This is a genomic window from Acinetobacter sp. WU_MDCI_Abxb74 (assembly GCF_025513915.1).
Classification (GTDB): Bacteria; Pseudomonadota; Gammaproteobacteria; order Pseudomonadales; family Moraxellaceae; genus Acinetobacter; species Acinetobacter calcoaceticus_C.
Genome location: NZ_JAHPRP010000011.1, coordinates 76,741 through 91,070, shown reverse-complemented (window position 1 = coordinate 91,070; position 14,330 = coordinate 76,741). Strand labels below are relative to the sequence as shown.

Annotated in this window: 13 protein-coding genes; 5 read left to right on the top strand and 8 right to left on the bottom strand. The window is 38.8% G+C overall.

The annotated features are described in order from the left end of the window. Window positions 1-38: 38 nt before the first annotated feature. Window positions 39-1,229, bottom strand: coding sequence for a cupin-like domain-containing protein (locus tag KTH84_RS16095; protein ID WP_262474174.1), 1,191 nt, complete (start codon window positions 1,227-1,229; stop codon window positions 39-41). A 101-nt stretch (window positions 1,230-1,330) separates the two neighbouring features. Here KTH84_RS16095 and KTH84_RS16090 point away from each other — a divergent pair, with 101 nt between their 5' ends. After that, a complete protein-coding gene (locus tag KTH84_RS16090; RefSeq protein WP_262474172.1) occupies window positions 1,331-2,890 on the top strand; it encodes a PT dipeptide repeat lipoprotein in 1,560 nt (519 codons plus the stop codon). 60 nt (window positions 2,891-2,950) lie between these two features. Here KTH84_RS16090 and KTH84_RS16085 read toward each other — a convergent pair whose 3' ends face one another. From KTH84_RS16085 to rplU, 7 genes are all read right to left on the bottom strand, one after another. Next, window positions 2,951-3,424, bottom strand: coding sequence for a tRNA (cytidine(34)-2'-O)-methyltransferase (locus KTH84_RS16085; protein ID WP_262474170.1), 474 nt, complete (start codon window positions 3,422-3,424; stop codon window positions 2,951-2,953). Window positions 3,425-3,468: 44 nt separating this feature from the next. Further along, entirely contained in the window at window positions 3,469-4,842 is a 1,374-nt protein-coding gene (gene cysG / locus KTH84_RS16080; RefSeq protein WP_262474168.1) for a siroheme synthase CysG, read from the bottom strand. Window positions 4,843-4,909: 67 nt separating this feature from the next. Further along, window positions 4,910-6,181: a serine--tRNA ligase gene (serS, locus tag KTH84_RS16075; RefSeq protein ID WP_202743851.1), complete on the bottom strand. Its 1,272-nt coding sequence runs from the start codon at window positions 6,179-6,181 to the stop codon at window positions 4,910-4,912. A 118-nt stretch (window positions 6,182-6,299) separates the two neighbouring features. After that, on the bottom strand, window positions 6,300-7,100 hold the full coding sequence (locus KTH84_RS16070) for an RsiV family protein (RefSeq protein WP_262474166.1): 801 nt from the start codon (window positions 7,098-7,100) through the stop codon (window positions 6,300-6,302). Between the two features lie 115 nt (window positions 7,101-7,215). Next, the gene (gene lolA / locus KTH84_RS16065; RefSeq protein WP_262474164.1) at window positions 7,216-7,911 is read right to left on the bottom strand and encodes an outer membrane lipoprotein chaperone LolA; all 696 of its coding nucleotides are present in this window, start codon (window positions 7,909-7,911) and stop codon (window positions 7,216-7,218) included. 241 nt (window positions 7,912-8,152) lie between these two features. Next, window positions 8,153-8,410 (bottom strand): 50S ribosomal protein L27, encoded by a 258-nt coding sequence (gene rpmA / locus KTH84_RS16060; protein ID WP_003655414.1) that lies wholly within the window; start codon window positions 8,408-8,410, stop codon window positions 8,153-8,155. A gap of 18 nt (window positions 8,411-8,428) precedes the next feature. Beyond that, the gene (rplU, locus tag KTH84_RS16055) at window positions 8,429-8,740 is read right to left on the bottom strand and encodes a 50S ribosomal protein L21 (RefSeq protein WP_004639133.1); all 312 of its coding nucleotides are present in this window, start codon (window positions 8,738-8,740) and stop codon (window positions 8,429-8,431) included. A 444-nt stretch (window positions 8,741-9,184) separates the two neighbouring features. On the opposite strand from rplU, the gene sdsA reads away from it, so the two are divergent. The 4 genes from sdsA (at window position 9,185) to adeI (ending at window position 14,321) form a co-directional block, all read left to right on the top strand. Next, entirely contained in the window at window positions 9,185-10,162 is a 978-nt protein-coding gene (sdsA, locus tag KTH84_RS16050; RefSeq protein ID WP_016143332.1) for an All-trans-nonaprenyl-diphosphate synthase, read from the top strand. A gap of 14 nt (window positions 10,163-10,176) precedes the next feature. Further along, window positions 10,177-12,237: a site-specific recombinase gene (locus tag KTH84_RS16045; protein WP_262474162.1), complete on the top strand. Its 2,061-nt coding sequence runs from the start codon at window positions 10,177-10,179 to the stop codon at window positions 12,235-12,237. A gap of 183 nt (window positions 12,238-12,420) precedes the next feature. Further along, window positions 12,421-13,047, top strand: a complete 627-nt coding sequence (locus KTH84_RS16040) for a phosphatase PAP2 family protein (protein ID WP_262474160.1) — start codon at window positions 12,421-12,423, stop codon at window positions 13,045-13,047. A 23-nt stretch (window positions 13,048-13,070) separates the two neighbouring features. After that, entirely contained in the window at window positions 13,071-14,321 is a 1,251-nt protein-coding gene (gene adeI, locus KTH84_RS16035) for a multidrug efflux RND transporter periplasmic adaptor subunit AdeI (protein ID WP_042897628.1), read from the top strand. The last annotated feature ends 9 nt before the right edge of the window (window positions 14,322-14,330 follow it).

Here is a 14,330-nt window from a genome sequence, read left to right as displayed (position 1 = left end):
ATTGTCACACTGAACGGTTTAAGATGCAATTTTCATTCTTAGGCCTCCTTTGGAAACCGATGAACAAAATGATTTGGCGCATTAAAATTGGTAAAAGAAATACTCATTGAAACATCCAGACTTTCTACACTATGCCACCAACCAATAGGGATAAACAAAGCTTCCCCTGCATTCAAAATACATTCCACTGGGGTAATCGATTTTGCTAAAGGATATTTTTTTAAATCAATTTCATTTGCATTACTCAGCTCACTAAACACCCAATGATCGTTATATAGATGAGGTACTTGCAAAGCCGGAATCAAAGTTACTCTTTTGCGCCCATAAATTTGAACTAACATATTATTTGTTAAATCGTGATGTAAGGGCGTAAAGGTTCCCTTGGGCCCGAACCATAAAAAACTACGCTCATCTTTTAAAGCCAAGTTGCTGTACCCGTCTGCAAAATCGCCTATATCTAAAAATAATTCCTGAAGCATTTGATGACTATTGGTCGCATTATTTGCAGTCATATAGAAATCGTTGCTCGCCTCGACAGACATAACTTTTGATACAAACTCCGACATTTTCATGGTCTGCTTTAACAAAGGAGAATGCCTTTCAAATTGCTTATCTTTATTTCTATTCATTTGAACTTCAACTAAATGCTGGCCAAATCGAGTTGCAAAATATTCAGGTGTCCACTTATGTAAAGCAGACCAGTGCTCTACCCCTTTTTTCAAAATCACAGGACGGTGCTGACTGTAATAATCTTTAATAAAATCTGAGAAGATTGGCGCAGGGATTGAAGGTATTTCTTTACAGTAATTAGAATCTAGCTGGGCCAGTTGGTCTAAAGTTTCTATTAACCACTCACGTTTCTTAAATTGGTGGTGCTTTTTCTTAAGAATTTTATATAACTGATTATTTTCTAAATTACCTAAATATTCTTCTACTTGTTGTCGATGAAGCCCCTGCTCTACCAATCTTTTCACTATTTCCGCAGATGTTACCCCATTCAAAATTTGTTCGATGATCCATTCCTGATCTTGGTCAGATAAGCTTAGGAAATTCGGCTCATTCGTTTGAAACGTTAATCCAAATCCATTTTCTTTTAAAACATCGACTAATTGCTCGATCGCACATCCTTTTTCTATATTTTCTTCAAGCCATTTTTTCCATTCAAATGGCAACTGATCAAACCATTTCTGGCTTTGTTGGAATATTTCAATTTGATTATAAGCTGCCATATTGAACCTTTTTTTCAAATTTGATCTTTACAACTGCATTATAATTGATCTATTTTAAAAATGTTAAATTTTCACATTTTTATAAAAAAAGGGCTTATGTGATGAATAATATAGTAAAAGGAAGCAGTATTGCTTTGATTTTCATAGCATTAAGTGGTTGTGGTTCCGATGATAATGATTCGACACCGACACCGACACCGACACCGACACCGACACCAACACCAACACCAACACCAACACCAACACCAACACCAACACCAACACCAACACCAACACCAACACCAACACCAACAACTGTAGCGGATCGCTTCATTGGAAGTTGGTTAGCAGGTAAAGGAGCATGTATTAACGGCTCTGCTCTAAAAATGAATGTGATTAAGGTGTCAGATAACAGTGTGCGTTTCACTAGCGAAACGGTACGCTATGAAAATGAAGAAAACTGTACAGGTAACATTGTGGCGAGCTATCGCCAAGCTGAAGATTTTAGTCTGGTTTCAAATATTGGGGCCCCACAAACTGTACAAACTTCAAGTTACAACAAAGTAGATTGGCAACTTGTAGTAGCTGGAAAACTAAATCAAAAACAACCAGCTATTTTGGGCTTTAAAAATGCAAATCAGTTCTGTTTAGTACCTACAGATGAACCTAGTGCGATTCATAATTATCTACAGCAAGCAAATTTCGATCTCATAAATACATGTTTCACCAAAACTACACCACCAGCAAGCATGCAAAAACCAACCCAAGTACTCGCAACAGCGAGTTATAGACTTGCAGATAACAAAGAATCTTGGGCAGATGTATTAAATCAACTTAATGATCAAGGACGCCAAGGCTATGCCCTTCTTGCGCCATCAGTCAGTTTAGATAACCCTGACGGTAGCTTTGCGCTGTATAAAAATCTGTATGTAAGAAACAACAAATCCACTGACACATATACCTATAAAACGGTTGATGTAAAAACCACTTCAGTAGCTAACCGTTATTTACTATGGGTCAGTGAATTAAATAAACAAGGTAGCTTAGGCTATATATATAAACTCTCATTTGGAGAAGTAGCATCAAATACAAACAAATATTTATTTGTAAAAAATGATAAAAAACCAGCAACCTACGCCTACTCCAACCGATTCTTAACAAATACATCTCGGACTAGCATCTTAAATGCCTTCAATGAACTCGGAGCTCAAGGATGCAAATTACTCTACGCAAACTCGACATTTACCAATAACGGTACAACAAATGGCACATTCTATGTTCCAACATGTGTAAATAGTAGTACACATAACGGGACCTATGCTTATCGTTTTTTCGAAGTTCCAAAACATATTCCATTTAACAAAGATGATGCAATAAAACTTGAAAAACTTCTAAAAGAACAAGCAACCGAAGGCTATAGACTTGTCGATGCAAGTAATAATATTGGCTTCTTTAATGTTGATGGTTATTTATTTGAACGTGACAGTGAAAATACAGGGCCTATCGAATATAAAGTATTTATTGAAGATGCAGCATCTCAATTAGATGAGCCTTATATCGTTGAAAACCGTATTCAAGATCAAGGTAAGTTAGGATGGTTCTTTGCGGTTAAACTTGGGTCGGTCTATACCAACTCACCGACTAACTATGATTTAGCAAGTGGGGTTATTTTCCCTAAATAAGAAATCCAAAAACAAATAAGGCCATAATTATGGCCTTATTTTTATTTAAAACTTAGTCATTTATTCTAAGTTTTTGAAACCTTGCTGACGCCATGCTTCATAAACAATCACAGCCGTTGCATTCGATAAATTTAAACTTCTTGAATTTTCAGCCATCGGCAATCGAATCCATTGTTCTTGCGGAAACATTAAGCGAACATGCTCAGGCAAACCACGTGTTTCTGGCCCCATCAATAAAGCCACTGGTCGATTCAAATCGACTGTATGTGGAGTCGCTGAGCCTTTAGTTGTGAGTGGAAAAACATGCTCAACACCTTTGGCTTTTAAATCTTCAAGACACAATTCAATGTTGTCCCAAATCTGCATACGTGCCCATTCATGATAATCAAGGCCTGCACGCTTAAGCTTTTTATCATCTAGCTCGAAACCCAAGGGTTTAACTAAATGTAACTGTGCGCCCGTATTAGCACATAAACGAATGATATTGCCTGTATTGGCAGGAATTTCAGGCTCGTAAAGGACAACATGAATCACAAATTTTCTCGACTTTAATAACAAACAATAAATTCAAAATAAACTTATTGCCATTTTAACTGTTCACGTAAACTCACCACTTCACCAATAATGGTTAAAGTCGGCGCTACGATATGATGTTCAGACACTTTAGTTGCAATATCAGCTAATGTTCCAACGATAACTTTTTGTTCTGGTGTAGTTCCTTTAGAGATTAAAGCCACTGGCATGTCTGCACGCTGACCATGAGCAATAAGTTGCTCACAAATACGTTCCAATCCAACCAATCCCATATATAAAACTAAAGTTTGATTTTCATAAACCAGTTCATTCCAAGGTAGTTCAGGAGAACCTTCCTTTAAATGTCCAGTTAAAAAACGAACACTTTGTGCATAGTCTCGGTGTGTAAGTGGAATCCCCGCATAAGCCGAACAGCCTGATGCTGCAGTAATACCTGGTACTACTTGGAAAGTGACATTTGCTTCAACTAACTCTTGAATCTCTTCGCCACCACGGCCAAAGATAAAGGGATCACCACCTTTCAAACGACAAACGCGTTTTCCCTGTTGAGCATATTCAACCAGTAGAGCATTAATACCGTCTTGGGGAACCGAGTGGTTTGAACGGGCTTTACCAACATAAATTTTAGTGGCATCACGGCGACAAAGCTCTAAGATGGGTTCAGACACCAAACGGTCATAAATCACAACATCTGCTTGTTGCATAAGACGTAGTGCTTTTAATGTCAGTAGCTCAGGATCACCCGGTCCAGCACCTACCAAATAAACCTCGCCTTTAGGCGCTGTCCACTCTGTTAAGGCTTGCTGAATTAAACCATTTGCAACGTCCAGATTGTCATTAAAAACTTGTTCTTTTAATGGACTAGCATATAGGTTTTCCCAAAAGATTCGACGCTCATCTGGGTTAATAATCTTTTCTTTGACCTGCTTACGCCATTGACCTGAAAATTCAGCGAGTTTCCCCATACCGTGCGGGACAATCGTTTCTATTTGTGTACGAAGTTGTCTAGACAAAACTGGCGATGCGCCATTGGAAGCCACAGAAATGATCAATGGAGAACGGTCAATAATCGCTGGAACCATAAAACGACAGTGTGGAATATCATCTACACTATTAACCAGCAAATTACGCACTTCACATTGTTCAAAAACGGCTTTGTTCACTTGCGCATCATTAGTCGCAGCGATCACTAAGCGATAAGGGGTATTTAATATTTTTTCGACAAAGGTCTCAGCAAAATACTGTCCTCCAGTCGCCTGAATCAAGGGTAAAAGCTGATCTTCAATTGCTGGAGCAATAATATCAATTACTGCTCCAGCTTTGGCTAATAAGTTTGCTTTGCGCAAAGCAATATGCCCACCACCCACAATCAGACAACGTTGCTGTTGCAACTTTAAAGAGATTGGAAAAATATCCACCTTAAACCTCTACATGAATTATCTGATTTTGGTTAAGCAAAAACCGTGCACAATTTAGATGCAAAGCTTAATCAATAAATGTTAAACCACCCATATATGGGCGTAATACTTCTGGAATCTCGATAGAACCATCTTCACGTTGGTAATTTTCCATTACGGCAAGCAAAGTACGGCCAACGGCAAGACCTGAACCATTTAGAGTGTGCACCAATTCGGTCTTCTTTTGATCCATTCTGTAGCGTGCTTTCATACGGCGTGCTTGAAAATCGCCCATATTAGAGCAGCTGGAGATTTCACGGTAAGTATTTTGGCTTGGAACCCAAACTTCTAAATCGTAAGTTTTAGTCGCGCCGAACCCCATATCACCACCACAGAGCAAAATTTTGCGGTATGGCAAACCAAGTGCCTGCAAAATGCCCTCTGCATGTGCAGTAAGGTCTTCAAGTGCCTGCATAGAAGTTTCAGGTTTAACGATTTGCACCATTTCAACCTTGTCAAACTGGTGCTGACGAATTAAACCACGCGTATCACGACCATAAGATCCTGCTTCACTACGGAAACATGGTGTATGCGCAGCGTATTTTAATGGCAAGCGATCTGCATCAATAATTTCATCACGAACGAAGTTAGTAACTGGAACTTCTGCTGTAGGGATGAGGTAATATTCTTTTTCGCCTTGAAGTTTAAATAAATCTTCTTCAAATTTTGGTAACTGACCCGTACCACGTAGTGAATCAGCATTTACCAAATAAGGCACATAAGCTTCTGTATAGCCATTTTTTAACGTATGGGTATCAAGCATGAACTGCGTTAACGCACGTTGTAGACGCGCTAAAGAGCCCTTCAACACGCTAAAACGTGAACCAGTCAATTTAGTAGCTGTTTCGAACTCGAGTCCACCCATCCACTCCCCTAAATCGGTATGATCTTTAATTTCAAAATCAAACTGACGAGGTGTACCCCATTTTGAGATTTCAACGTTATCATCTTCATTTTTACCAGCAGGAACAGATTCATCTGGTAAGTTAGGGATGCTAAGCGCTTTTTGCTCAATTTCATTTTGTAGCTCTGACAAAGCAACTTCAGCAGCTTTGATTTCATCACCAATCGCTTGCATACGCGCCATGATTTCAGAAGCATCACCACCGGATTTTTTAATCTGACCCACTTGTTTTGCACCGGTATTCCGTTCCGCTTGCAACTTTTCAGTTTTTGATTGCAAGTCTTTACGACGAGTTTCTAAAGAAGTCCATTCTTGAACATCTAATTGAACACCACGTTTTGCCAAAGCTGCATTAACGACTTCAATATTATTTCTGAGTAACTTAGGGTCGATCATAATCAATCATAATATGGGTAAAAAACTGGCTATAGTGTAAGGCCTTCACACTAAAAAATATAGTGATCATCTTCATAACGAATAGCTTTCACACAATTGTTAGAAGAGATCACCTATTTTACAAGTTATAGTTTGGCACACTTGGCAAATACTCAGGTTTAATGAACTTAGCCGCTTCAGAATATGGCAATGTTAATTCACTCATCCCTTCGGCATAAGAAGCCAATTCATAGATCGGATAGACAAAAACAATACCATTTGCACCATAGTAAAAATTATCACTGAGTTGCAGTTTTTCACGGGTGATATTGTGCTCTTGAAGCCAATTTGTATTCGTATCAAAAAGTGCATCAACTAATTTTTTTTCAACATCTGGCTGAATGAGTTCGGCAACAGTAATGTGCTTTTTATTTAATAAATCAAAATTCACAAATTCTTGATGAGACATTCCATGGGCTGCACCAGCTGAGTACGAATAAGTCTGTAATGCAAAAGTTGCAAGGTTATAATTTTGCCCTAAATAACGGACATAAATTGCACTTTGACTCGAACGAGGCTCACCTTCAGGTACATCGACTGGCTGATCAGCTAAATTTGCAAAAGCATTCGGATCTGCTTTCTTTATACGATTAGTAAAGTAATCATTAATCCACTTTTGATTGGTTTGTACTGTTTGAAAGTCATACTCTGTACAACCATCTTCTAAACAAACTTTTGATTTCGGCAATTTTACTGGGATTACTTTTGCCTGAATTACAGGAACACCTGCCTCTTTTATTTCTTTAACCTTGGCACTTGAAGCAGCCTGCTCTTCTTTAGCTGCCGATTTTGGTTGGCAACCACTCACAATTGCCATTGCAGCCATTAATGGAAGAATACAAATAATTTTTTTATCGTAAAGTCGCATAATAATCCCCATGAATTTACCCCTATCACTATACAAAGCGTAAGAATAAGACGGGGTTAAAAAATGTATCTATTTCTCTTATATAAAAAAAGCTACCGTGAAAGGTAGCTTTTTTTATAAGGATTAATTATTGGTCAATAACATCTGTGCCTTTTGGTGGCGTAAAGTTAAAGACTGATGCTGGAATTGAAGCATTTACTTTCACATTTTTGAAACGCACATAGGTGGTTTGACCTAATGAGTCTTGCAATACCATAAGTGTTGGCGCTTTATTTGCTCCAAAACTAATGGTTAAGCTTTGGAAAGCACCATCTTCTTTTTTAGGAAATAATGTGAAATAGAGTTTTGATTTATCTGGTTGTGTTACACGATAAGATTTCATGATTTGATTGGTGTTGCCAGAGAGTAATAACGCTGGCGTATCTGCAACTTGATCATCTAAGCTTTGGCGTACAGCTTGTTGTAAATCTGGATCATAAATCCAAACTGTTTTCCCGCTCGTTACAATCGTCTGTTTAGACGGACTCACAGTTTCCCAATAAAACTTCCCCGGACGTTCAACTTTCATTGAACCTTTAAATGTCTGGTTCATATGCTGGGCACTTAAACTCTTTCTCTGTGCCACAGTTTTTGTATTGGCTTTAGTGGTTTGTTCAAAATCGGCAGTCAAACGCTGTAATCCTGATAACTGATTTACCAGGTTCCCAATTGCCTGTTGCTCCGGTGCTGCTACAGGCGCAGCAAACACTGTAGTACTCATTACAGGAGCAAGCACTGACGCGCTGAGTGTAATAGCACACATAGTTTTACGAAGCATATTCATGTCATCACCTTTTTAGTTGCTGTAAGACAACTTGCCATCTTTCAAAGTTATGAAAAATTAGCAAGCTCTTAATTCAAGACTCATATTAACCGACAAACTCTGTGCTAATCATTGAGAAAATAAGATATTTTGTTATGTTATTCATGTTGTTTGTAGAATTTCATTCATCATGATGAAGATAAACCAGATTAGATTCCATAAAAAAAGCCCACAAAATGTGGGCTTTTTTTGAAGCTAAAACTTAAACAGTTTCAACTTTTACGTAGCGACGGCCAAATTGACCTTTCACTTCGAATTTTACTACGCCGTCAGCAGTAGCAAATAAAGTATGGTCACGGCCCATACCAACATTTGCACCAGCGTGGAACTCTGTACCACGTTGACGAACGATGATGTTACCAGCAGTTACAGCTTGACCGCCGTAAATTTTAACACCTAACATTTTTGGGTTTGAATCACGACCGTTCTTCGTCGATCCACCGGCTTTTTTAGTTGCCATGTCTCTTACTCCTCGTGATTAGCCTGAAATACCAGTAATTTTCAACTCAGTGAACCATTGACGGTGACCTTGTTGTTTACGGTAATGTTTACGACGACGCATTTTGATAATGCGGATTTTGTCGTGACGACCATGACCAACCACTTCTGCAGTTACTTTAGCGCCAGCTACAACTGGAGCACCGATTTGAATGCTGTCACCGTTTACAACCATTAATACATCATCAAATGTAATAGTCGCGCCAGATTCAGCTTTCAATAATTCAACTTTAAGGGTTTCACCCTCAACTACACGGTGCTGTTTACCACCGCTTTGGATTACTGCGTACATAATGTACTCCAATCAGCCCGTGTCGTCGTGTCGATAAAGGGATATACCGAGCTTAAAACGAACGCCACTGGGATCATATAAGGCGACAGATTTTAAGTGAAATTTGATCAAACGACAAGTATTTTCTATTTATCAGTGATGCCTATTCTCCTATTTTTACAAAATCGACAAGCAGCTTAGATTGGAATTTATCAGTTTTCATTGATTCTGAATGAAAATTAAAATACAGTTCCAGACACAAATTGCGACAAGAACAAGTTGTATTAATGCTGATGTCATTAAATTTATTGTTTTGCCGGAAATATCATGTTTTGCTTAAATAAAGAACAAAGAACGCATAAAGACAATAGAAATGATTAATATCAGCCACTTGTTCACCTGTGCAACACATCTTTAATTGATACACTAACGCGACTTATCTACCAATACGGGGTTTTTCTTCATATGGTCATCGATTTCAAGCAAGATATTCTTGCGCCTGTTGCCTCAGACTTTGCTGCGATGGATCACTTGATTAATGAAGGAATTAGCTCAAAAGTCGGTTTAGTCATGTCTGTCAGCAAACATGTTGTTGAAGCTGGCGGAAAACGTATGCGCCCAATCATGTGCTTACTCGCTGCTCGTGCATGTGGTTTAGATAATATGGCAAACGCACAGCGTCTGGCCGCAATCATTGAAATGTTGCATACCGCGACATTAGTCCATGATGATGTGGTAGATGAATCTGGGCTTCGTCGTGGTCGACCTACAGCAAATGCGACATGGAACAATCAGACAGCCGTATTAGTCGGTGACTTCCTCATTGCCCGTGCTTTCGATTTACTAGTCGATTTAAATAATATGACTTTATTGAAAGATTTTTCAACAGGTACATGTGAAATTGCTGAAGGTGAAGTATTACAACTTCAATCGCAGCATCAACCCGATACAACAGAAGAAACTTATTTAAAAATTATTCACGGTAAAACTTCTCGCCTGTTTGAACTCGCTACAGAAGGCGCTGCTATTTTAGCTGGACAAGAAGCGTATCGTGAACCATTGAGATTGTTTGCTGGTCATTTTGGTAATGCATTCCAAATTATTGATGATATTTTAGACTACACTTCAGATGCTGAAACATTAGGTAAAAATATTGGTGATGATTTAATGGAAGGTAAGCCAACTTTACCGTTAATTTCTGCATTAGCCCATTCAACTGGTGAAGAACATGCGATTATTCGTCGCAGTATTGCAACTGGTGGTGTGGACCAATTACCTCAGGTTATTGAAATTGTACAGAAGTCTGGTGCTTTAGATTACTGCCACCAACGTGCCCAAGAAGAAACAGAAGCAGCACTGCAAGCTTTATCAAACCTTCCCGATACACCATATCGTCAGGCTTTGATTAACTTAACTCAGCTTGCGTTACATCGAATACAATAGATATTATTTTGCCTATGCATATAAATTTTTCAGATCATTTTTTAAAAATACAGAAACAGCTTGAGGATACTCAAGCTGTTATTGATGAAAATTCACTCATTGAATTAGTCAATGCCATTCGTCCATCCGATCCTAATGATACGATTGAGATCAAGCAAAAAATACAGGCTTTCATTGAAAGTCTATTACGTACACCTACAGCTCCCCTCCTACTACAAACTTTTTTATTACGTTTAATTAATCGCTATAAGCAAGTAAGTTTATATGCAGATAGTGGAATTTTGTCTTTAGATGGTTTCTGGAACCAACTGGGACAAAGACTCGGAGCACATTTTTTACCGTTAATCGAAGATGCAAGCCAACTCAAAATATTAATTGGTCGAATTTTCTATTTAGAAAGTGACAAAATCTGGCTTAATAATATTGATGATGAAGATTGGGCAAACTTATTTAGTCTTATTGGACAAAGCCAAAGTAATGTAGACGAAAAGCTTGTCATTCAAAGTGAAATGATTAAAGCAATCACCGTCTTAACTTATCGAATTAGTGGAATTGGCCTTTATCCTGAATTTATTAATGCTCAACCCGAATTAACTGAATATGAATCACCATTTTTAGTTCAGAACCGCGAAATTATTGAGTTTATCGAAAAGTACAAAAAACAAGAACTTTCTGAACATGAAATTGCGGTTATTTCTCCTCCCGATGCATCACAAGCATTTGTGATGTTGGAACAATGCCGGGATGTTGTTTTAAAGATTCGTCGTGCCACAAAAAGAATCGGTGTCAGCTTAAGCTTAACTTATTTATTGTCGTTACTTGAGCAGTGCCTCGACCGAATTGAATTACTGCTTTATTTGGTTGTAGATAACAGTAAAGGAAAATATGTCTCTTTAGGGCATCTTATTTCCGATTTAACCAAGGCGCACTACAGTGAAAAAAGTGTTCGTTCTTTATTAAGTACGACAAGTGAACTTATTGCCTTTCAAGTGACTGAAAATGCCAGCCGAACAGGCGAACATTATGTAAGTACCGATACAAAAGGTTTCTGGGGCATGTATAAAGCTGCCGCTGGAGCGGGCGTTATTATCGCTTGTATGGCATCTTTAAAAATTCTTGCAGCAAGAATGACTATGGCTCCGCTCATGCAAGCCTTTACTTTCAGTATGAATTATTCTCTAGGATTCATATTAATTCATGTTCTGCATTTCACAGTTGCAACCAAACAACCTGCGATGACTGCTGCGGCTCTTGCTGCAACAGTACAACAGCGTAAAGGTTCTAAAACAGCTCAAATTGCAGAGCTAGCAGCTCTTATTATTAATATTATTCGAACACAATTCATTGCTATTTTAGGCAACATTTCAATTGCGATTCCTACAGCCGCACTTATTACTTTTGCTTGGCAGTTCTATCTTGATGAGCCTTTATTAACTCATACTAAAGCGACTTATTTATTGCACAGCTTAAATCCCTTCACCTCTTTGGCAGTTCCACATGCGGCTGTAGCCGGAGTTTGCTTATTTTTGTCAGGTCTCATTGCGGGATATTTCGACAACATGGCTGTTTACCGGAAAGTTGGTCCACGCCTAAGAGCACATCGCCGCTTAGCAAACTGGTTTGGGCAAGATCGCTTAAACCGTTTTGCTGAATATATTGAGCGTAACTTAGGAGCCTTAGCAGGTAACTTCTTATTCGGAATTATGTTAGGAAGTATGGGCACCATAGGCTTTATTTTAGGTTTACCTTTAGATATTCGTCATATTGCCTTTGCATCAGCTAACTTTATTCAAGGTTTAATGACCATTAACGGTAGCCCAGATATCGGGCTGATTATTGTGTCCTTCCTAGGTGTGTTATGTATTGGCCTCACTAACTTATTCGTTAGTTTCACCTTAACTATTATCGTGGCACTACGGGCACGTCGAGTTCGCTTCGAACAATGGAAACCTTTAGCTAAACTGGTAATGACCCATTTTCTGACTCGTCCAAGCGATTTTTTCTGGCCACCAAAACAACCTCTAGAACTTGAAGAAAATACCACTACAAATAGTGGAAAAAAGACAGAACACTAACAATTTTGCTTTGTACACAAAATGTGAATTCCGTCAATTTTGTTGTGATTGTTTTTCCAAATGTTAAAAAATTTTCAAAATGAATTTACGATGATCTATCAGGCTTGAAAAAAAGTGTACTGACAAGTACACTTTTAACGGCTTTCAGTAGTGGACACTGCTTGAATAAGCAAAGGTATATACATGCCCTATATGTTGCTTTTTATTGGTTGTATTTTTTTCGGATTAGGTGTGCTTGGTCTTTTTGTACCAAGACTTCAATCTATGGATCTCCTGAGCGTTCAAATATTGAGTGAACACCGATTAGATTATCTTAACTTTATTACGATCTTTCTGGCTCGTGTAGGTGGTATGCCTTTTGTATGTTTTTTATCCTTTCTGGTATGTATATATCAAGCATGGTATAAAAAATATATTACTGTTATTTTCATTAGCGTGGGAGTTATTGGCAGTATCACCCTGGGTTGGCTGCTCAAGTGGTGTGTTGACCGCCCAAGACCCCCACAGGTATATCATATTGTCGAAAGTTATGGTGCATCGTTCCCAAGTGCACACAGTGTTTATGCATCAACACTGGCTTGTTTCGCAATGATAATGTTATGCCATAAGCCCAACACTAACTCTCCTTATATCATTTTGATTTCCTGTCTTTGGTTTATCTGCATGGGGCTTTCAAGAATATATGCTGGAGTTCATTTTCCAACAGATGTACTCGCCGGTTGGGGCATAGGTTTTATTTGGATTGCACTGCTTTGGCTCTGGTTATTACAAACACAAAGTAGGTTAAGTAAAAAACAAATATATTTTTAGATTTTATCTAACGAGGTGGAACAATGATGTCGGCTAAGCTTTGGGCTCCTGCCCTTACTGCTTGCGCATTAGCAACAAGTATCGCACTTGTTGGTTGTGGCAAAGGCTCCGATGAGAAACAGCAAGCTGCTGCTGCTCAGAAAATGCCGCCTGCTGAAGTAGGTGTTATTGTTGCTCAACCACAAAGTGTTGAACAAAGCGTTGAGCTTTCCGGCCGTACTTCAGCATATCAAATTTCTGAAGTTCGCCCTCAAACAAGTGGCGTAATTTTAAAACGCTTGTTTGCTGAAGGAAGTTATGTTCGTGAAGGTCAGGCTCTTTATGAACTGGACTCTCGAACTAACCGTGCAACGCTTGAAAATGCAAAAGCATCACTTTTACAGCAACAGGCAAATCTAGCTTCACTGCGTACCAAGCTCAACCGTTATAAGCAACTTGTTTCGAGTAATGCTGTATCTAGACAAGAATATGACGACTTACTTGGTCAGGTTAATGTTGCAGAAGCACAAGTTTCTGCTGCGAAAGCGCAAGTAACGAATGCAAATGTAGATCTTGGTTATTCTACAATTCGCTCACCAATTTCTGGTCAGTCTGGACGTTCTTCTGTAACAGCTGGTGCTTTAGTTACTGCAAACCAAACTGATCCTTTAGTGACGATTCAACAATTAGATCCAATCTATGTTGATATTAACCAGTCTAGTGCCGAGTTATTACGTTTACGTCAACAACTCAGTAAAGGCAGTTTAAATAATAGTAACAACACGAAAGTGAAATTGAAGCTCGAAGATGGTTCAACCTATCCTATCGAAGGACAACTTGCTTTCTCTGATGCTTCTGTAAATCAAGATACAGGTACCGTTACTTTACGTGCCGTATTCTCAAACCCGAATCATCTGTTACTTCCTGGTATGTATACAACTGCGCAGATTGTTCAAGGTGTAGTTCCAAATGCTTATCTGATTCCTCAAGCTGCAATTACACGTTTACCGACAGGTCAAGCCATGGCGATGACTGTAAATGCAAAAGGTGCTGTTGAGAGTCGTCCTGTTGAAACTTCTGGTGTTCAAGGACAAAACTGGATTGTGACCAATGGTCTTAAAGCTGGTGATAAAGTAATTGTTGACGGTGTTGCCAAAGTTAAAGAAGGGCAAGAAGTGTCAGCAAAACCTTACCAAGCTCAACCAGCAGCTCCTCAAGGTGCAGCGCCAAATGCGACAAAACCGGCTCAATCAGGTAAACCTCAAGCAGAACAGAAAGCATCTTCAAATGCATAAGGGGTAGAT